Below are 19,943 nucleotides of genomic sequence, written 5' to 3'. Positions count from 1 at the left end.
ATCCCAGTCGTCGCGCTCATACCGGCTCCGCCACTGTTGCGGCGCGGGTTGGCGCCAACTCCGTCGCCATCACCTCGCCAAATGGTCCACTCAACAAGCCACCCGTCTGTTGTTTCCGCCCCTTGCCCGGCAACAAGGGAAATACCAACTCTGCAAAGCGATACGACTCTTCAAGATGCGGATACCCCGAGAAAATAAAGGTCTCGATGCCCAACTCGGCATACTCACGCATGCGCTCAGCCACCGTCTCGGCGCTGCCCACCAGCGCGGTGCCCGCTCCGCCTCGGACCAGGCCTACACCGGCCCAGAGATTCGGCGAAATCTCCAAATGCGAGCGGCCTCCCTGGTCATCGCGCAACTGCCCGCCGTGCAACGCCGCCATCCGTCGCTGCCCCTCCGAATCCATGCGCTGAAACGCCGCCTGAGCCGCAGCCACCGTGCCCTCGTCCAAATGCTGAATCAGTGCATCCGCCGCGGCCCAAGCTTCGTCATCCGTCTCTCGTACGATCACATGCAAACGAATCCCGAATTTCAGCGTACGCCCTTGCTGCGCGGCGCGGCGACGCATATCGGCGATCTTGGCCGCCACTGCCTGAGGCGGCTCACCCCAGGTGAGATACACATCGACCTGATCGGCCGCCAGCGCATGCGCGGCCTCTGACGAGCCACCAAAAAACAAAGGCGGGTACGGTTGCTGCACCGGTGGGTAAATCACCTTGCCGCCCTCGGATACCAACTGTGGACCCTTGTAATGAAAGCCCTGCCCCTCATGGCTTGCCTGCAAAATGCCGCGCCAGATTTTCACAAAATCATCCGTGATGGCATAGCGTTCGTCATGACTGACAAACACGCCATCGCCTGCTAGCTCGGACGGATCACCGCCCGTCACCACATTCACCAGCAAGCGCCCACCCGACATCCGATCAAATGTCGCCGCCATCCGCGCGGCGAACTGCGGCGAACTCACGCCCGGCCGGATCGCCACCAGAAACTTCAGCCGGCGCGTCGCGTCAATCAGGCTCGACGCCACCACCCAGGCATCCTCGCAAGATCGGCCCGTCGGCAACAACACCCCGTCATAACCCAGCGTGTCCGCCGCCACGGCAATCTGCCGAAAATAATCATGACTCGCCGCCCGGGCGCCCTGCGTCGTCCCCAGATAACGAGAATCCCCATGCGTAGGAATAAACCAAAATACGTTCATGGCACCACCGCGTTTAGAAAACGATCTAGCAAACAATCGAACAAACGATCCCACGAGCCACTCGATCAACGACCTATCGAAGATCAGGCGGCGCGGCCTCATTCACATCCAGCTTTTTCGGAATCAGCTTCAGCGCATAAAACGCATCCGCGATCTCCTGCTGGTGTTGCAACACCTCGCGTGTCACCGGCGTCACCCCGTACGCCAGGCGTTCCGCGGCCAACTCGACCACCGGTCGCTCCAGTCCCAACACCGGTTGCAAGAGATCCACCGACTCCTTGGGATGATCCTTCGCCCACAGATCACCCTTGCGGATCTCCTCCAACACCGTCTTGATCACGTCGGGATGCGCCGCCAGATAATCCTTCGACGCCAGGAAGAACTGATAGTTATTGACCACACCCACACCATCGGCCAGCACCCGCGCGCCCAACTGCTTTTCCGCCGCCGCCTGGAACGGATCCCAGATGACCCATGCATCCACCGCGCCGCGCTCAAACGCCGCCCGCGCATCCGCTGGCGTCAGATAAGACACCTTGACGTCCTGGTACGGAACACCCGCCTTTTCCAGCAGCTTGACCAGCAAGTAATGCACGTTCGAGCCTTTGTTCAAGGCGACCTTCTTTCCCTTGAGGTCCGCCACCGATTGAATCGGCGAATCCTTGGGCACCAAAATCGCCTCGCTCGTCGGCGCTGGCGGCTCATTGCCTACATACACCAACGGCGCACTCGCGGCCTGCGCAAAAATCGGAGGCGACTCGCCCACCGTCCCAAAATCAATCGAGCCTACGTTCAGACCTTCCAGCAGCTGCGGCCCCGCCGGAAACTCCACCCACTTGATCGTGATGTCCTGCTCGCCCAACGCCTTGTCCAATGACCCCAGCGCCTTCAGGATCGTCAACGTGCCGTACTTCTGAAAACCAATACGCAAGGTCTTCGCATCCTGCGCCGCCGCCGGTGCGCACGCCCATGCGACCGCGCACAACACCACAACCCCCGTCACCGCGATACGCAGTGAACGCGACAAGCCCACCAAACGTGAATGCAAACCTCGCATAGAGATGCTCCTGATCCATCATGGTTGTGTGAAAAAATTGTGCGAGCCATGACACCTGCACATCGCGGTGTCACACGCAGGTTCAATTACTGAATGTCATCGCACCGTCAGATACTGAATCGCGCATTCAGCGCCAAATACCCTAGGTCATAGCCCTGTGACAGCGGCGCCGTCGCCACATGCCGAGCCAACCGATCGACCGCACTATCCAGTCGCTCGCGCACATCGTCATCGATCGTGACGTGCCCCTGATGCAGGACCACCTGCCGATCCGTCGCATACACGCCCGCCAAAATATGACGGGCGCCCAGCGCCGACAGCACCGGCTTCAGACTGTATTCCAACGCCAGCAAATGCGCCGCGCTGCCACCTGTTGCAATAGGCAGCACAATCTTGTCCGCCAACGATTTCTCATCCAGCAAATCCAGAATCGCCTTCAGCCCGCCCGAAAACGAAGCCTTGTATACAGGTGTCGCGATCAACAGCGCCTGCGCGTCGCTCACGCGTTTACGCAATGCCCCCGCCGCCGCACCATTGAAATTGCCCTCAATCAAATCCACGGCCGGCACATCGCGCAGACCCAACTCATTGCCCGACAAACCACGCGCCGCTAATCGCTGCGCGGCATAACGTAATAAGGCCGTTGAACGCGAGTGCTGCGAAGGACTGCCGGCCAACATCAGAATCGTCATAATCGGGACTACTGCTCCATCTCATACCACCAGGGATGCAGTCATTCTGGGGCTCTCATTCCGATCTGAAAAATACTTAGTCGATATGTCGTTATGCGGTTTCGTGCGCGATGCGTCGTCGTGCCACGCGCGACGATCGGCACCATCACCCGCGTATCAACGCCAAACAAAAGGGCCTGAGCTCGGTGTGATACCGAACTCAGGCCCTGATGAACCTACAACAATAGCCGGATGAATAAAGCCTGCTGGCGGCTAATCTCCGATGTCGAACAACCCGAGAAGTGAAGCCGCCTAGCAGCTACTCGGCGTCGAACGACGCGATGAATCAAGCCTCCTGGCGGCTGACCTCCGAGGTCGATGCCGTGGACTTTTTACGCGCCGCGAAAAAGCGACCCAAGCCCACCACCAACAGCGCGCCGATGACTTCGGCAGCGATCTTGACCGCGCCCGAAACCTCGCCGAAACGCTCAACCACTACCACATCGGTCACCAGCATGCCGCCCGCGATCCAGCCCAACAAGGCCGCGCCAAACGTCACCACCAACGGATAACGATCGATCAACTTCAGCACCAGCGTGCTACCCCAGATGATGATGGGCACACTGACCACCAGGCCGAAGATCACCAAACCAATTTGATGCGCCGGGTCCGCCATTTGCGCGGCGCCGGCAATCGCGATGACGTTATCCAGGCTCATCACAAAGTCCGCCACGATGATCGTCTTGACCGCCGCCCATATCGACGCACTACCCTTGATATTTCCATGCGCGTCCTCCTCCGGGATCAGCAGCTTGACACCCACCCACAACAACAGCAGTGCACCAACCACCTTCAGATAAGGAATCGTCAACAACGTCAGGGCAAAGGCAATCAACACCACGCGCAGGAAAATGGCGCCCGCGGTTCCCCACAGAATGCCCTGCATGCGCTGTTTGCGTTCCAGATTGCGGCAGGCCAGCGCAATCACCACCGCGTTATCACCACCCAGAAGGATGTCGATAAGAATTATCTGAAACACTGCGGCCCAGCTAAGGGTCTGCAAAAACTCGAGCATGCAATCTCCGTAAGAAAAATCGGCAAAGCGCTGTTTTACCATTTCTTACAGCAACCTGAATACCACCTGACGGCAATTCTTACAAAAAACTGAATTTTTGGTAACTTGTAAGATAACCACATCCGGCAACCCCGACCCTGTAAACGCGGATTGCTCTGTCACCATTTTTTTGCGAAACCACTTCATGAATATCGGGAAAGACTCCATTGGCATGATCGGCGTGGGCCTCATGGGCCACGGCATTGCCAGCAATATCGTCAAACATGGCTACCCCCTGGTGCTGCTGGATCACCCCGGCAACCAGCCCGTTGACCAGCTCTTGGCTGCCGGCGCCGCCAAGGTCGCCAGCCCCGCCCAGGTCGCCCGACAATCCAATATCGTGATCCTGTGCGTCACGGGCACCCCGCAAGTGGAAGACGTCTTGTTCAGCCCCGACGGACTGCTGCAGGGGCTGCGCCCAGGCACCGTCGTCATCGACTGCTCGACTGCCATTCCCTCCTCGACCGTGCGCATCGCCCAGGCCGTCACCGAGGCCGGAGGCCAGTTCCTGGATGCCCCGATGACCCGCACCCCCAAAGAAGCCGCCGAGGGCCGCCTGAACCTGCTGGTCGGCGGCGACCGCGCCCTCTTCGAACGCTGCCAGCCGCTGTTGCGGTGCTATGCCGAAAACATCAGCCACGTCGGCCCCATCGGCGCCGGCCACCGAATGAAGCTGATCCACAACTATGTCTCGCTAGGCTGCGCCGCCGTCATCGCCGAAGCCGCCGCCTGCGCCGAACGCGCCGGCATCGAAGCCAGCGTCCTGACCGACATCCTGGCCAAAGGCGGCGGCGCTGGCGTCGCCCTCGAGCGCCTGCGTCCCTTTATCGAATCCGGCGACGACTCCGGCCTTCGCTTTTCTCTATCCAACGCACAAAAGGACCTGGGCTACTACACCACCATGGCCGACGAAACCGGCGCCGCACACGGTGCCGCCGACGCCATCGAGCAGTTGTTCAAACACGGCGCGCAAAACACCCCGCCACAGACGACGTTGCCGCATTTGGTTTCGTTGCTCGCGGGGGGGACGAAGTCACAGCAGTAGAGTTCTAAAAACGTCCCCGTCGGTGATCAAGGCAATGCGGTAGGTCATTAATATCGAAGCGACAGCCTCCACAGGCTCGGTGCCCAAGTCGATGACAGGGGCATAGGCACGATACCGATTGACCTGGGGCACAATGGCGCTTTGCTGATTGCTGCCCTGGTGGCCTACCCGCGATGAACCGTTTTCTGAAATTTCCGCTGGCCGGTGTGCTGGGCCTCATGATGCTGGCCGGCGCTGCCTACTCCGCATCTGAAAAACCGTTGCGCATTGGTGTCATTCCCAGCGTTGCCAATCAAGCCACCGAAATCGCCATCGCCGAAGCCGCCAAACAAGGCCTGCAGGTCCAGCTCGTTGAATTCAGTGATTGGGTCATGCCCAATACTGGTGTCGCCGAAGGCGCATTGGACGCGAATTTCTTTCAGCATGAACCCTTCATGCTGCTGTTCAACCAAAGCCGCGGCACCCAGCTCGCCCCCATCGCGTACGGCTACTCGACCACCATTGGCCTGTTCTCCAAGAAGCTCAAGCCAGGCGATGCCATCCCCCAACGCGCCAAAATCGCGATTCCCAACGACCCCGTCAACACAGGCCGGGCCTTGCTTTTCCTGCAGTCCATCGGCCTGCTCACACTACGCCCCGGCGCCACCCACGAAGCGTCGCTTCAGGATATCGTCGACAACCCCAAGCAGATCGAGCTCATCCAGATCGAAGGCTCGCAATCCGCCCGCGCGTTCGACGACGTCACCGCATCCGTCACCTACACCACGTTCGCCAAACACGCCGGCATCGACGAAAAGGACGGGTTGGCCTTCGACAACACCGATCCCGAGAACGTCCGCCGCTATGCGATCCGCTGGGTCACCACTCCCGACCACGCCCACGATCCGCGGCTGCTCAAGTTCATCGATATCTATCAAAAATCCCCTGAGGTCAGAGCCAAACTACGCGACCTATACGGCGACCTGATCGAATTCCCCTGGTAACTTGGGCCCGATCGCAGGGCAATTCAAAACCGAAGTCCCCGTCGTTGGTCAAGGCAATGCGGCNGGCCTAATCNAAACGGCTCGGCCCAACCAGGGGCCTCGGTCCCGCTGCGCGGGACTGCCCGTTTTTCAAAAGGCCCGCCGAATTGCCTTGACCAACGACGGGAACGTCTTTAGAACTCAGACTCGTCGCGAGCAACCGCAATCTCAGGCAGGCAACGCCAACAACTCACCCATACGCACCGGCCCCCGCACTGACGACCTATCCGTCCAGCGAACGCGATCTCGGCCAAACAGCACAATCACTGTCGAGCCCAGCAAAAAGCGCCCCATCTCAGCGCCCTTGTCCAGTTGAACCGGTCCACGCGACGCCGCGTCATACGGTACCGAACGCACCTTGCGTTTGTGCGGCGTCACCAGCCCCGCCCACACCGTCTCGATCGACGCCACAATCATCGCGCCCACCAACACCAGCGCCATCGGACCGTATTCCGTATCAAAAATACAGACTACCCGCTCATTGCGAGCGAATAGCTCCGGCACATGTCCCGCCGTCAACGGATTCACCGAAAACAACCGGCCCGGCACATGCACCATCTCGCGCAGCGTCCCCGCACACGGCATATGCACCCGGTGATAATCGCGCGGCGACAAATAAATCGTCGCAAACTCACCGCCGACAAACGGCTCGGCACGCACCATATCGCCGCCCAGCAGCGACGTCAGCCCATACGAATGGCCCTTCGCCTGAAAAATGCGGCCATGCTCAATACTGCCCAATTGACTGATCGCACCATCGGCCGGGCACACAATACCTTGCGGCGTTGCATCCAGCGGCCGTGCATCCGGCTTCAGCCCACGCGTAAAAAACTGATTAAACGTCTCATACGCCAATGGGTCTTCCTGCAGCGCCTGCGTCATATCCACGCCATAGCGACGCACAAAACGCGAGATCATCCAGTTCTTCACCGACGGATGGCGGCAATCAGAAGCCACCCCCATCAAGCGCGACACCAAATGATGGGGAGACGCGTACTGGCTCGCGAGGAAAATCTTATCTTTAACTTGCATGGAAGTCGGTTACAACAACAGGGCGTCGCCGCAGGAACGGCACAGGGCACGGATGTTACTTGTTATAGACGGGTAGCGCTACCCATCGGCCCCCTTGCGCCGTCCGCCCACATCGATAAACATGCTCTCATCGCCCCCAGATTCTGCGCCCCTCGCCGGCAGGGTCTGGCCTTCTCACCCCCAGGGAATCGCACCGTGCTTATCTCCGATCCATTGCCCGCCAATCGCATGTTGACCCTCATCGGTGCCCCCACCGACATCGGCGCCGGCTCTCGCGGCGCCTCGATGGGCCCCGAAGCCCTGCGCGTCGCAGGGCTCGGCCCTGCCCTGCAGGCCCTGGGATATGACGTCCACGACGCCGGCAATCTGACTGGCCCCGCCAACCCCGACCTGCCTCCCGACCAAGGCTATCGCCACCTGGACGGCGTCATCGCCTGGAACCAGGTCCTGCACGACGCCGTCTACGCCGAACTACAACGCGAGCGCGTCCCAGTCACCCTCGGCGGCGACCATTGCCTGGGCATCGGTTCGATCAGCGCTGTCGCCCGTCACTGTCATCACACCGGCAAACCCCTGCGCATCCTGTGGCTAGACGCCCATACCGACTTCAACACCCAGGACCTCACGCCCTCCGGCAACCTGCACGGCATGCCCGTCGCCTGCCTCTGCGGCCAGGGGCCCGACGCCTTGACCACCCTGGCCGGTGAAGTCCCCGCCGTGCATCCCGACTGGATACGCCAAATCGGCATCCGTAGTGTCGACGACGGCGAAAAACGCCTCATCGCCGCCGCCGGCATCGAAGTCTATGACATGCGCACCATCGACGAAATCGGCATGCGATCCGTCATGGAAGCCGCCCTCGCGGACCTGACACCGAACACCCACCTGCACGTCAGCTTCGACGTCGACTTTCTCGATCCTGAAATCGCTCCCGCCGTCGCCACCAGCATCCCCGGCGGCCCCACCTACCGGGAGGCACAGCTCTGCATGGAGATGATCGCCGACACCGGCCGGCTCGCCTCGCTCGACATCGTCGAACTCAATCCCGCGCTGGACATCCGCAATAAAACCGCCATGCTCGCCACCGAGCTTGTGCAAAGCCTGTTCGGCAAATCCACGTTGATTCGGCGGCCGTCCCGATCACGGGGATGATCACTCCGGTACAGAGGCCTCTTCGATACTCGCCATGTAGACAGAGACGGCCCGATATGAGGCGAGTAATAGCACCTTGGCGGCACGTTCGGCCTCGTCGGCATTCCCATCGGCCACCGCTTGCGCCAATCGCGTCCAATCCTCAGCAGACTCCCGGCGCCTTTTCTGTGTGCGAAAGCTGATCGAGTTTCCACGAATGGCATAACGCCATAGCGCCTGCTCGCTGAGTGCTTCGTAGATGGCACGCAACCGTTTACCCTGACACGCGCCAATCAACATATGCTGCGTATCAATAGACAAGTTGGCATACTCGGCCGGCGTCGTATCCTCCGCGTCCGCCAAAGCACGCAACTGCACCGAACGCGCAAGCAAAAGCTGAGCAAAATTCACTGAGGTGGGCTTTTCCACGGCCTGTCGGGCAGCCAGTCCGAGCAACTGAGCCCGTATGTTGAATATTTCTTCGATTTCCTCTGCATTGAACGCAATCACGCGTACGCCATAACGGGGAATGCGCTCGACCACACCGCGCCTCTCGAGCAACGCCATGGCCTCACGCACAGTACTGCGGCTTACAGCAAACAGCTCAGCATAGGTTTCTTCTTTCAGGCGCTCGCCAGGAGAAATAGCGCCATCATGGATAGCCGTCAGCAGAGACTCCGCCACTTGTTCGGGTAACGACTTGGCCAGGCGGCCAATCTGTGTCGATTCTTTATTGAAATAGGCGGACGCGCCGGTCATGGCTCTCAGATACTGGAAAGATTACGGTCAGTATACCGTTCGACTCCCCCGGGAATAGGCGTCAATACGGTGGCTCATCGCAAAATAATATTTTGTCGACAAACGACAATCGACTTAATATACTCGCTTTTGAGAGCGGCGGTTTGCCGCCCGCATCAAGGAGATTTCTCATGACTTCTATCACCGTCACTGCGCAGGCCTACGCGGCTGGGGCGCGTGTCACAGGGTTGGATCTACGAAAACCGCTGACACCCGAACAAATTGCGACTGTGCAGGCCGCCTGGCACGACCATTTGGTGCTGGCATTCCCCGATCAGGATCTCACCGCGCCACAACTCATTGCCTTCACTGCGCAAATGGGGGAAGTCGAGCGCAACGACAACGTGCCCTACTACCGTGACCCCGACTACCCCGAAGTCCTGCTGGTGTCGAACAAGCCTCGAAACGGTAAACCTTCGGAAACTCGCAATACCGGCCGAAACTGGCACGCCGACCTCACCTACACCGACCGTCCGGCCAAGGGCTCGGTACTAATGTGCAAAGAAAAGCCACCAATCGGTGGCGACACCATGTTTGCCAATATGTATATGGCGTACGAAACGCTCAGTCCCGTGTTGCGCGACTTCATCGAAACACTGGATGCTGTCCACGACATCACGCTGATCAAGGGGTTTGAGCGCCGCGACCCGGCCCAAATTGCCGACATGAAACGCGCCAACCCGCCTATCGCCCATCCGGTCGTACGCACGCACCCGGAAACGGGACGAAAGCTATTGTTCATCAGCGAGCGGATTCGAAACTTTGTTGGCATGACCGAAGAAGAAAGCCGTCCGCTACTGCGATTCCTGAATGATCACGCCACTGCGCCGGAGTTCGTATACCGGCATCAATGGGCATTGAACGACGTGGTCATGTGGGACAACCGTTGCACCTTGCATATCGCGCTAAAGGACTTCGATCAGAGCCAACCCAGACATATGATGCGTTGCTCCATGCGCGGCGAGAAATCGGGCTACGTCATTCAACCAGAAAGCAAAGACGACGCATCGCTCAAGAGCGCGCTGGCCGCTGTGTCCTGACACGCGCGCCCACCTGCTCAAAAAAACAACTCAGTCGCATTTCCCTGGAGGAGACCTGATATGCCCATCCATTTTTTTCGTCGAGCACGTACGCTCGCCCTGCTTGTTTGCCTGAATACCGCTTGTATGTCCGCGTACGCTGCACCGCCCATCCGACTTGAAGTCGGATTTCCACCCGGCGGCACCACAGACGTCATGGCGAGGTTGGTCGCCAAAGCGCTCTCCGCACAAATCGGCCGCGATATCGTGGTGGAGAATCGCCCAGGCGCCAGTGGCAACATTGCCGCGTCTGCTGTGGCCCAGGCGAAACCAGACGGCAACACCCTGCTGTTCGTGCCCAGCAGCCACGCAGTGAATGCGTCCCTCTACACCAACCTGCCCTTTGATCCCGTGCGCGATCTCACCGCAGTTGGCTTCGTCGCCACGACGCCTTATGTGTTAGTAGTCAATCCCAAACTACCAAGCACGTCAGTTGCCGAACTCGTTCCTTATCTGAAACAACACCCAGGGGAAGTCGCCTTCGCGTCGGCCAGTCCGGGGACCGGCCAACACCTGGCCGGTGAAGTGTTCAAGAAAGCCGCGCAAGTCGACATCTTGCATGTGCCCTACAAGGGCAGCTCAGCAGCATTGCCCGATCTGGTGGCAGGACGCACAGGCATGATGTTCGACAACGTCGCGGTCATGCTGCCCCACATAAAAAGCGACAAAGTCAGGGCACTCGCGGTCACCACCGCCCAACGATCATCGCTACTGCCCGATCAGCCAACCATCGCGGAAAGTGGCTATCCAGGCTTCGATATCGTTGGCTGGTTTTTATTGTTAGCCCCCGCGGACACACCAGACGCAATCCTGAACGAACTCAATCAAGAGTTGAACACGGTCCTGAAGGGAAAAGACCTAGCTAGCAGGCTAGCCGAACTGGGCGCAGAAGTGAAAACCAGCACGCCCCAAGAAGCCAACAGTTTTGTGCAAGGCGAAATCAGCCGTTGGGCCAAAGTCGTGCAAGAGGTCGGCATCAAGCCTAACTAAAAATCCGGAGTCAATGCTGCCGAGGAATCGCGTCCATCTTGTTCGTGAAGACGATCAAGGATGGGCGCGCGAGGCCGCTACTCTGTCATGGGCGTACGGCTTTCAGTCTCAGGCGATTCGCGGTCAGCTCTTGGGAATCGCTCCCCATGCGAACGTCCGCCAAGCTTTCGGCAGTCAGCGCTCGGCGTAGCGTTTTTCCAACTCGTCGTATAGGGGCTTATCGACCAGGCGCTGGCGCTCGTTAAACGGCGCCAGCAAGGTGGGGTCTTCGTCCAGTTTGCCGTCGCGCTTGAGCGTGGACAGGGCCGTTTGCATGCCTAGCACCGCGCCCTGAAGTGCAGCGTTTGCATACAGCACCAGGCTATAGCCCATGCCGCCCAGTTCCTGCGCCGTCAGCGTGGGGGTTTTGCCGCCTACCACGATGTTGATCAACAACGGCTGCTTCAGTAACTGAGGAATCTTGCGGATTTCTTCCAGGCTGGTCATGGCCTCGACGAACAAGATATCGGCGCCTGCCTCGGCGAATTTCTGCGCCCGTTCGATCGCCCCTTCGAAACCCTCCACCGCTCGGGCGTCTGTGCGTGCGATGATCTGGAAATCGGGATCTTTGCGCGCGTCAGTGGCCGCACGGATTTTGTCGAGCATTTCCTGCAGCGGCGCCACTGCCTTGCCGGCGAAGTGGCCGCACCGTTTCGGAAAGACTTGGTCCTCGATCTGGACGGCGTCGGCGCCGGCGCGCTCAAGCGCGCGCACCGTATGCCAGGCATTGACTGCGTTGCCAAACCCTGTGTCGATGTCGACGATCAGTGGCAGGTGCTCTACCGCCTCGCGGATGCGCGAGGCGGCATCGGCCACGTCGCGCAGGCCGATGATGCCCAGGTCGGGCGCGCCGTAGTGCATATTGGTCAGCCCGGCGCCCGTCAGATAGACGGCCTCGAAGCCCTGGTCCGCGACGATCTTGGCGCTCATCGCGTTGAAAGCGCCGGCCACAATCAGGCCGTCGCGACGGGCCACTTTTTCACGCAGGACTTGTTTCGTCGATTTTTCCATTAGGGGTCTCCCACATCGTGTATGAAAATGGCGTCATTCGAGCCGGATCTTGGCCGCCGTGATCAGCTTATCCCAGCGAGCGGCTTCACTCATCAGGAATTCGCCGGCCTGTCGAGGGTCGCCATTGATCGTCGTGACACCGATATTCTGAAGCTTTTCGCGCAAGTCTGGTTGGCGCAAGGCTTGGTCGAATTTTTCGGCCAATGTGTCAACCACCTCCTGGGGCACTTTAGCCGGCGCGGCCAGCATGTACCAGGTCGTAGAGGCATAGCCTTTCACGCCACCTTCCTCGATGGTGGGAATGTCCGGCGCGATGGGCGAGCGCACTCGGCCCGTCTGACCCATGGCTTGCAGCCGCTTGTCGCGGATGAATGGCAGGCTTTCGGCAATCGGCAGCACGGTGATGTCGGTCTGGCCGCCCACCACGTCGGTCATGGCAGCGCCGCCGCCCTTGTAGGGCACATGCAAGTATTGCAGGCCGGTCATGGAACGCAGCACTTCGGCGGCCAGATGCGAGGAACTGCCGTTTCCCGAGCTGCCAAAGCGAATGGCGTCCGGAGCCTTCTTGCTCATCGTTACCAAGTCATCAATCGATTTCACACCCAGCGAAGGACGCGCCATGAGCATCAGGGGCGCCTCGCCAACCAGCGAGATTGCCTTGAAATCCGTGAGCTTGTACGGAACCTTGGCGTACAAGCTGGGATTGATGGCGATACCCGGTGTGGCAAAAACCACCGTGTAGCCATCGGCGGGCGCGGTGGCCACGGCATCCAGGGCCAGGTTGCCGCCCGCGCCGGGGCGATTCTCAACCACGAAGTTAAAGCCCGACATTTCGCCAACCTTCTGCGTGACCAGGCGGCTGACAATATCGGCGCTGCCCCCAGCCGGGAACATGACCACCACACGTATCGGCCGGCTGGGATACTTGTCGGCAGCCTGGGCGGCCGGCGCCAGCGCGGCAGCGGCCAGCAGGCTGGCGCACAGCGACTTGAACGTCTTCTTCATGAGTTTGTCTCCTTTTGTATGAATGGACTGCGGCGGATGCCTTGCCCATCGTGATGGGTGATGCGATCCATCAACAGCCCCGTCATCCAGCCGTCGCGGATGGCGGCCAGAAAGTCGCCCGGCGCATTGCAGTCGCCGATGCGTGTATAGGGAACGCCACTAGCCTCAACCGCATCCAGGACGTCCAGCTCGGGCCTGGGACCGGTGGCAAAGACCAGCCAGCTGCCGATAGGCAGGCTTTCGGTGGACTTGTCGCCCTGTTGGATCTCGATCTGGTCACCCTGTACACCCAGGATGCGGCAGTGAGTGACCATGGAGACTCCGTGGGCCTCCAGGCGCTCGACCAGCTCGAATCGGTTGTTGCGCGCCATGCCCGTGGCGATGATGGGTAAACGGTCCAAGATCGTGATCTGCGCCTCCCGTACCCGCAGCGCGTCGGCCACTTCCGCACCCACCATGCCACCGCCCACGATGGTGACTCGCAATCCGGGCTGGACAGCATCCAGGTCGGCCAGCACGTCCCAGGCGTGCAACACGCGCACGCTGGCGTTCAGCGCCGACAAGTCCAGCGGCGGCTTTGCCGGGCGCGAGCCCGTGGCGNCGATAATGTGGTCTGGCGCGNNCGCGCCGATGCGCCCGGCATCGGCCTGCACGCCAAGGCGTATCGGCACACCCAACGTCTGCACGGTTTTCCAGCGGCAGGTCCAGACGGGCTCGACCTCGGTCTTGTCGGGCGAGGCCATCGCCAGCGGCATCTGGCCGCCAGGCTGGGCGCGCTTTTCCCAGATCTCGACGTCATGGCCGCGGCCCTTGAGCACACGCGCGGCCTCCACGCCCGCCACGCCGGCGCCCAGCACCAGCACACGCAGACGCCCTTTCGTCGGGGCGGGGAACAACTGTGGCTCGGCATATTCCAAGGTTTCGAATTCGGTGCCGATCATCGGATTTTGCACACAGGAAACGTCCTTTTCCAGCGTCAGGCGCTCGAAGCAGACGTTGCATGCGATGCACGTTCGGATGGGCGCCTGGATCTTGCCAAACGCCTTGTCGCACCAGTGCGGGTCAGCGTATAGCGCGCGGCCGATAGATACGAAATCGGCGCTGCCCGACGACAGCATGTTCTCAGCGTCCCGGGGCTCGACCATGCGGCCGGCTGCAAACACCGGAATCTTCACCTGTTGCTTGATCGGCTTCGCATGCGGCGCCAGGCAGCCGCGCGGGAACGACGGCGGCTGAATGCAGAACTTCGACAGCTGCGGGCTTTCGTTGCTGCCGCCGGAAAGGTCAATAGCATCCACCCCCGCATGCTCCACCGCCTGGGCCAGCGCAATGATGTCTTCGCGGGTGTAGCCGCCTTCGGCGAACTCGCTGGCCGACAGCCGTACCACCAGGCACAGGTCAGGCAGCGCGTCGCGCATGCGCACGATGGTCTCCAGCAGCAGCCGCGTGCGGTTCTCCAGCGATCCGCCATAGGCGTCCGTGCGCTGATTCACGCGCGGGCTGAAGAATTGCTGGAACAGGTAGCCGTTAGCGGCATGGATCTCGACACCATCGTAGCCCGCTAGCCACAGCCGGCGCGCACTGGCCACGAACAGCTTCTGGATATCAATGATCTCGTCCACCGCCAGGGGCCGCACCTTATCACCCGTGTTCGGGTTGACCCACGCAGACGGTCCGACCGGCTCCATGTTCAGCACGGCGCGGCGCAGCAGTCCACCTCGATGATTCAGTTGGCCAAAAACGTGGCAGTCGTGCTTCTTGATCGCCTCGACAATGCTGGCCAGGCCGGGGATGAACCGGTCGTGATAACAACACAGCGAATTGTGGTGCGGACGGGCATGCTCGGTCACAACCATGGCCTCGGTCATGATCATGCCCACCCCACCCTTGGCGCGCTCTTCGTAGTAACGCTTGTCGCGCTCTGTCGATAGGCCATCCGTCGTGCTGTAGTTGGTGCCCATGGGCGCCATCACGACGCGATTTTTCAGCCGCAGGTTACCCACCCGCCCCGGTTGTGCCAGCAACATGTCGGACACCCTGGAATCAACCATTCGACTTGACGCCGGCATCCTTGATCAGCTTGCTCCAGCGCTCACCCTCTTGCTTCAGGAAGGCATCGAATGCTGCGGGGGATTCCTGCGTAAAGGGCCCGATACCCAGTTTTTCCAGTTTGCTCTTGGTGTCCGGATCGTTCACTGTCTTGACCAGCGCATCATGCAGTCGCTGGCGGATGTCCATGGGCATGCCCTGGGGGCCCATTACCGCGAACCAATTAAATGCAAGCACCGACGGCAGGCCACTCTCGACCGTGGTTGGTACGTCGGGCATGACGGACGCGCGCTTGGTGTCGGTCACCGCGATTGCACGCAGCCGGCCGTCCATCACGAGCTTGTGCAGGGCCGGCAGGTCGACAATAATGCCCGCGACGTGGCCACCCACTGCGTCCACCATGCCCGGGCCTGCGCCCTTGTACGGTACGTGCACGATGCGCCCTTTCGATTCCGCCTTGAGCAGTTCGATTGCCAGGTGCGGCAGGCCGCCGTTGCCGGCCGACGCCAGCGTAACGTCCTGCTTCTTCGACAACGCGATCAGTTCGGCCAAATTCTTAGCCGGTACGTTCGGGTTGATCGCCAGCAATTCCGGCGTGGACGCTACCGTCGTGATGCCCGACAGATCCTTGTAGGGATCGTAGGGCAAGTTGGGATAGACGTAATAGCTGAGCAAGAGCGGGCTCACGCTGCCCAGGGTGATCGTATAGCCGTCAGGCTTGGCACGCGCCACGTACTCGGTGCCTATCGTGGCGTTGGCACCGGGCTTGTTCTCCACCACCACCGACACGCCCAGGATTTCCCCGAGCTTGGGTGCGATGATGCGGGCCACGATGTCGTTCGACCCGCCCGGCGGAAAGCCCACCACCATGGCGATGGGCTTGGAGGGATAGTTGTCGGCCGCAAGGGCCGGTATCGCGGTAACCGCAAGTGCGCCAGCAATGAAGACCTTCAACAGGCCACGGCGAGCGATTTCAGAATTCTTGATGAACATGGTTTGTCTATATGACCATCTCGGATTGCAAGGCCTGCCCGTGCAACGTGTCGATGATCCGCCTCCGTTGTGTAATAGTTGATTTTCATCACATCAAGCCTCGGACTTTCAGACCGGGACTGATGTGTCCTGACTGACATGCCGAGCCATGAACGCCATCGCCCAAAACCGTGCATGTCTTTCTTCTGGCCAAGCCTGTCGCCCCGTCATGAACCGGAACGGATGGCGCAAGACGTGGTGTTCGGGATCGCGATCGCAGGCCCGTACGCAGACACCGCTTTTTTTGCCAGGTGGCGGCACATGGGCTCGCCCATCACACCGACGCCGATGCATCCTAATGTTTGATTCATGGCACTAGACCCCCAAGTAGGCTTTCCGCACAAACGGATCGTTCAATAGTTCCTGCCCTGCGCCCGAGCGGATAATTTCCCCTTGCTCGAACACGTAGGCGCGCCTGGCCAGGCGCAGGGCCAAAGCGGCATTTTGTTCAACCAGCAAAACCGAAATCCCGGTTTCGCGATTGAGACGCTCGATGGCGGCCCGTATTTCCGACACGATCTTGGGCGCAATACCCAGCGAGGGTTCGTCCAGCATCAGGATCTTTGGGCAGGCCATCAGTGCACGGCCGATGGCAACCATTTGCTGTTCTCCGCCGGACAGCGATCCCGCCTGTTGGTGCTGGCGTTGCGCAACGATGGGAAACAGCGAGCAGACCAAGTCCTGCGCGTTGCGCTTGCGTGCGCCATCGCCCACCGTATGAGCGCCTATCTGCAGGTTCTCCCATACGGTCATGCGCGGAAACAGCCGCCGACCCTCGGGCGACAAGGCGATTCCCATGCGTACGCGTTGTGCCGCGCCGCTGCCCGAAATCCGCTGGCCGTCCAGCGTCAGCTCGCCCGATGTCAGGCGCATCAATCCCATCAGCGATTTCAGGGTCGTGCTCTTGCCTGCGCCATTCGATCCAATCAGCGCGACGATTTCTCCGTCTCCGATACTGAACGACGCGTGGCGCACGGCCTCCAACGGCCCATAGCGCACCACGATTTCCTTTGCTTCAAGCACCGGCATGTTCGGTTTCTCCCAGGTAGGCCTCGATTACCGCTGGATTGGCCTGTATTTCGGCTGGCGTGCCATCGGCGATCTTCTGCCCCTGCACCAGAACGACGATGCGTTCGCAGGTACCCATGACCAGTGCCATATGGTGCTCGACGAACAAGAGCGTCAGACGATAGTGGGAGCGCACACGCTGCAGGAACCTGCTGAATTCCGCGCATTCCTCGGCGTTCAGGCCTGCGGCCGGCTCATCCAGCAAGAGCAGACGCGGCTTGGTGGCCAACCCGATCGCGACGCCGAGCCGTTTCTGATATCCATACGCCAGGCCGCCCGCCAATTGATCCCGGACGGAATTCAAGCTCGCGATATCCAGGATCTCGTCGATCTCCGTATCGAGCTCCCGCAATTTTTCAAGATAGGCTTGCGTGCCGAACAGCTGATGGAAGAAAGGCACGCCTAACTTGGATATCGCGCCACGAAAGACGTTCTCGCGTACGGTCGCGTTGCCATAGACCGAGGCCGATTGAAAGGTTCGCGCCAGACCTTGCTGAACCACCTGGCTGGGCGTCATGCCCAGTATCTCCTTGCCGTTGAAGCACACGCTTCCCGACGTGGCTGGCTGCGTGCCGGTGATGAGATTGAACGCCGTGCTCTTGCCGGCGCCGTTCGGGCCTATCAAGCCGACGATCTCGCCCTCGTTGATATCAAAGCTGAGATCGCGCACGGCCTTCAGACCGCCGAATGTCTTGGAGAGATTCGTTACCCGCAAAAACACCGTCATAGCCGTTCTCCCGTCAAGCGTCGCAACAGGCCCAAGCTAGCGATTCCCTTGGGCAGAAACCGCAGGATAAGAATCAGGCTCATCCCGTAGAAGATGTTCTGAGACTGCACAGCGCCGCGGAACAATTCGGGCAGGGGCGTCATGATGAGCGCGCCGATGATCGGTCCGGCGACCGACACTCGGCCACCGACGACCAGCATGATGATGGCGGCGATCGAAACCTGAGCGGAAAAGGACTCGGGCGAGATATACCCCACATAGCGCGATAGCAGCACACCGCCTAGTCCGGCCATGCCGCTGCCCACGGTGAATGCAAATAGTTGGGCTTTACGTACACTGATACCGGACGATTCCGCCAGACCGGGCTGTTCCCCCACGGCGTCCAGAGCATGCCCTTTGGGCGTCCTGAAGAACGCGACAAGGAATATGATCGAAGTAGCGGCCAAGGGCGCGACCAGACAATAAAATGCCTTGCGGGTATCAAGCGCAAAGCCCAGCAAATCTACCGCCGGTATCTTCGCGATGCCATTCGCCCCGCCTGTCACCGAGGCGGCATCCAGCATGAAGAGACGAAACAATTCGCCGAACGCGAACGTGATCAGCACGAAATACACGCCACGCAATCGCAGTATCGCAGAGCCCAGCAGGTACGCCACTAGCGATGCCGCCATCGTTCCCAGGGCGGCTGCCACCAAGAAAGGCAGCCCCAACCGCATTTCTGCCAGAACGGAGACATAGGCGCCAATACCGACGAATGCCGCATGGCACAACGACAACTGCCCTGTACGGGTCAACAACGCCAAGCCGCTGACAATGAAGGTGTTCAGGCATATCAGGACCGCCAGATGCACATAGAACGCACTACTGAATCCCAGCGGCACGATCATCAGCGCAGCAAGCAGCATCCACGCCAGCACGGGATAGCTCGAGGACTTGCGTTTCTGCTTATCGAGCGAGGGATTCGCGAAGGAAGAAATGGAGTCGCGCGTCATTTATCAATGCTCCGCACGCCCGAGCAAGCCGGTTGGTCTGATGACCAGAACCAGAATCACCAGAGCGAATATCAACATGTCGGCCGTACTTCCATCGAAGAACGTGCCCCCCAGGCTTTCCGATATACCCAACAGCAGACTGGCAAGCACGGCCCCGCCGATACTGCCCAGGCCGCCCAGGACAACCACGATGAAAGCCTTGAATAGCGGCGTGGCCCCAATGAAAGGTGAAACGGAGAACACCGGTGCCATCAATGCGCCCGCGATCGCCGCCAACGCAATGCCCAGTGCAAAGCCCAACGGGTAAGCCGCACCCGAACGGATTCCATAGGACGAAGCGATTTCCATGTCCTGGACGACGGCTCGCAACGCACGCCCTGCCTTGCTGTGCATCAGGAATACATACAGTGCCACCAGCACCACCGCCGAAAACGCCACCACGTACAAGCGGGAAAGCGGCATGACGATTTTCCCCAGCGAGACGACCCCTTCAGCCGCCGGCGGCATGGATTGCGGATCAGGTCCAAAGGCCATAAGGGCCACATTCTGTATGACCATACCCAACCCGAGCGTCGCGATAAGTCCATTCAATTCGTCGCCCCGAAAGGGTTTCAGCACGACGATTTCCAGAATCCATCCGAGCACAAGCGTCAGGACAAACGCAATCAGCACCGACAACATATACGGCAGCCCTAATTGCGTCACGCAGATGAACGCAATGAAGGCCCCCAGCATGTAGAACTCGCCATGCGCGAAATTGGCGATACGCATCACGCCGAAGACCAGCGTAAAGCCGATGGCCATCAGTAAATAAAGCAATCCAATAATGAGCCCGTTCATCAGCGCCTGGCCCAGCAGAAAGAAGATATCCACGACG

The 19,943-nt window shown here is 60.1% G+C and carries 20 protein-coding genes and 1 pseudogene; 5 read left to right on the top strand and 16 right to left on the bottom strand.

The features are described from left to right. Positions 1–16: 16 nt before the first annotated feature. The 4 genes from ssuD to ACNAZS_RS26130 all read right to left on the bottom strand — a co-directional run bounded on the left by ssuD (position 17) and on the right by ACNAZS_RS26130 (position 4,007). Entirely contained in the window at positions 17–1,204 is a 1,188-nt protein-coding gene (gene ssuD / locus ACNAZS_RS26145) for an FMNH2-dependent alkanesulfonate monooxygenase (RefSeq protein ID WP_415793498.1), read from the bottom strand. 73 nt (positions 1,205–1,277) lie between these two features. Next, positions 1,278–2,261: a sulfonate ABC transporter substrate-binding protein gene (locus ACNAZS_RS26140; RefSeq protein ID WP_415793497.1), complete on the bottom strand. Its 984-nt coding sequence runs from the start codon at positions 2,259–2,261 to the stop codon at positions 1,278–1,280. A gap of 107 nt (positions 2,262–2,368) precedes the next feature. Beyond that, a complete protein-coding gene (gene ssuE / locus ACNAZS_RS26135; RefSeq protein ID WP_415793496.1) occupies positions 2,369–2,953 on the bottom strand; it encodes an NADPH-dependent FMN reductase in 585 nt (194 codons plus the stop codon). A 325-nt stretch (positions 2,954–3,278) separates the two neighbouring features. After that, the gene (locus ACNAZS_RS26130) at positions 3,279–4,007 is read right to left on the bottom strand and encodes a TerC family protein (RefSeq protein ID WP_415793494.1); all 729 of its coding nucleotides are present in this window, start codon (positions 4,005–4,007) and stop codon (positions 3,279–3,281) included. A 184-nt stretch (positions 4,008–4,191) separates the two neighbouring features. Between ACNAZS_RS26130 and ACNAZS_RS26125 the strand changes: the two genes are divergently transcribed. Both ACNAZS_RS26125 and ACNAZS_RS26120 read left to right on the top strand, forming a co-directional pair. Continuing rightward, entirely contained in the window at positions 4,192–5,091 is a 900-nt protein-coding gene (locus ACNAZS_RS26125; protein ID WP_415793493.1) for an NAD(P)-dependent oxidoreductase, read from the top strand. A 218-nt stretch (positions 5,092–5,309) separates the two neighbouring features. Then, a complete protein-coding gene (locus ACNAZS_RS26120; protein WP_415793514.1) occupies positions 5,310–6,074 on the top strand; it encodes a MetQ/NlpA family ABC transporter substrate-binding protein in 765 nt (254 codons plus the stop codon). Between the two features lie 207 nt (positions 6,075–6,281). Here the strand turns inward: ACNAZS_RS26120 and asd are convergent, their stop codons facing one another. Next, positions 6,282–7,145: an archaetidylserine decarboxylase gene (gene asd / locus ACNAZS_RS26115; protein WP_415793492.1), complete on the bottom strand. Its 864-nt coding sequence runs from the start codon at positions 7,143–7,145 to the stop codon at positions 6,282–6,284. 228 nt (positions 7,146–7,373) lie between these two features. Between asd and rocF the strand changes: the two genes are divergently transcribed. Then, entirely contained in the window at positions 7,374–8,297 is a 924-nt protein-coding gene (rocF, locus tag ACNAZS_RS26110) for an arginase (RefSeq protein ID WP_415793512.1), read from the top strand. Here the strand turns inward: rocF and ACNAZS_RS26105 are convergent, their stop codons facing one another. Continuing rightward, the gene (locus ACNAZS_RS26105; RefSeq protein ID WP_415793491.1) at positions 8,298–9,035 is read right to left on the bottom strand and encodes a GntR family transcriptional regulator; all 738 of its coding nucleotides are present in this window, start codon (positions 9,033–9,035) and stop codon (positions 8,298–8,300) included. Positions 9,036–9,205: 170 nt separating this feature from the next. On the opposite strand from ACNAZS_RS26105, the gene ACNAZS_RS26100 reads away from it, so the two are divergent. After that, positions 9,206–10,114 carry a TauD/TfdA dioxygenase family protein gene (locus ACNAZS_RS26100; RefSeq protein ID WP_415793490.1) on the top strand — a complete coding sequence of 303 codons (909 nt, stop codon included), beginning with the start codon at positions 9,206–9,208 and terminating at the stop codon, positions 10,112–10,114. Between the two features lie 60 nt (positions 10,115–10,174). After that, positions 10,175–11,143: a tripartite tricarboxylate transporter substrate binding protein gene (locus ACNAZS_RS26095; RefSeq protein WP_415793489.1), complete on the top strand. Its 969-nt coding sequence runs from the start codon at positions 10,175–10,177 to the stop codon at positions 11,141–11,143. 174 nt (positions 11,144–11,317) lie between these two features. Here ACNAZS_RS26095 and ACNAZS_RS26090 read toward each other — a convergent pair whose 3' ends face one another. From ACNAZS_RS26090 to ACNAZS_RS26045, 10 genes and pseudogenes are all read right to left on the bottom strand, one after another. Further along, positions 11,318–12,193, bottom strand: a complete 876-nt coding sequence (locus ACNAZS_RS26090) for an isocitrate lyase/PEP mutase family protein (RefSeq protein WP_415793488.1) — start codon at positions 12,191–12,193, stop codon at positions 11,318–11,320. Positions 12,194–12,226: 33 nt separating this feature from the next. After that, positions 12,227–13,198 (bottom strand): tripartite tricarboxylate transporter substrate-binding protein, encoded by a 972-nt coding sequence (locus ACNAZS_RS26085; RefSeq protein WP_415793487.1) that lies wholly within the window; start codon positions 13,196–13,198, stop codon positions 12,227–12,229. Then, positions 13,195–13,798, bottom strand: a pseudogene (locus tag ACNAZS_RS26080) (FAD-dependent oxidoreductase); the annotation flags it as partial. The gene ACNAZS_RS26085 and the pseudogene ACNAZS_RS26080, both read right to left, overlap by 4 nt. Positions 13,799–13,821: 23 nt before the next feature. Next, positions 13,822–15,249 (bottom strand): oxidoreductase (locus tag ACNAZS_RS26075; protein ID WP_415793486.1); only part of this gene is annotated, 1,428 nt, incomplete at its 3' end. Beyond that, positions 15,242–16,240 carry a Bug family tripartite tricarboxylate transporter substrate binding protein gene (locus ACNAZS_RS26070; RefSeq protein WP_415793485.1) on the bottom strand — a complete coding sequence of 333 codons (999 nt, stop codon included), beginning with the start codon at positions 16,238–16,240 and terminating at the stop codon, positions 15,242–15,244. The genes ACNAZS_RS26075 and ACNAZS_RS26070, both read right to left, overlap by 8 nt. Positions 16,241–16,446: 206 nt before the next feature. Beyond that, positions 16,447–16,554 (bottom strand): hypothetical protein, encoded by a 108-nt coding sequence (locus ACNAZS_RS26065; protein WP_415793510.1) that lies wholly within the window; start codon positions 16,552–16,554, stop codon positions 16,447–16,449. Positions 16,555–16,594: 40 nt separating this feature from the next. After that, positions 16,595–17,308 (bottom strand): ABC transporter ATP-binding protein, encoded by a 714-nt coding sequence (locus ACNAZS_RS26060; protein WP_415793484.1) that lies wholly within the window; start codon positions 17,306–17,308, stop codon positions 16,595–16,597. After that, complete coding sequence (locus tag ACNAZS_RS26055; protein ID WP_415793483.1) at positions 17,295–18,074, bottom strand: ABC transporter ATP-binding protein; 780 nt, start codon at positions 18,072–18,074, stop codon at positions 17,295–17,297. Before ACNAZS_RS26055 ends, ACNAZS_RS26060 begins: the two co-directional genes overlap by 14 nt. Beyond that, positions 18,071–19,066: a branched-chain amino acid ABC transporter permease gene (locus ACNAZS_RS26050; protein ID WP_415793482.1), complete on the bottom strand. Its 996-nt coding sequence runs from the start codon at positions 19,064–19,066 to the stop codon at positions 18,071–18,073. Before ACNAZS_RS26050 ends, ACNAZS_RS26055 begins: the two co-directional genes overlap by 4 nt. Positions 19,067–19,069: 3 nt before the next feature. Beyond that, a complete protein-coding gene (locus ACNAZS_RS26045) occupies positions 19,070–19,939 on the bottom strand; it encodes a branched-chain amino acid ABC transporter permease (protein WP_415793481.1) in 870 nt (289 codons plus the stop codon). Between the last annotated feature and the right edge of the window lie 4 nt (positions 19,940–19,943).

The organism is Bordetella tumulicola, from assembly GCF_965138755.1.
In the GTDB taxonomy this organism is placed as follows: domain Bacteria; phylum Pseudomonadota; class Gammaproteobacteria; order Burkholderiales; family Burkholderiaceae_B; genus Bordetella_A; species Bordetella_A tumulicola.
The sequence above is the reverse complement of the archived record's forward strand: the minus strand, read 5'-3'. Positions and strand labels throughout refer to the sequence as shown.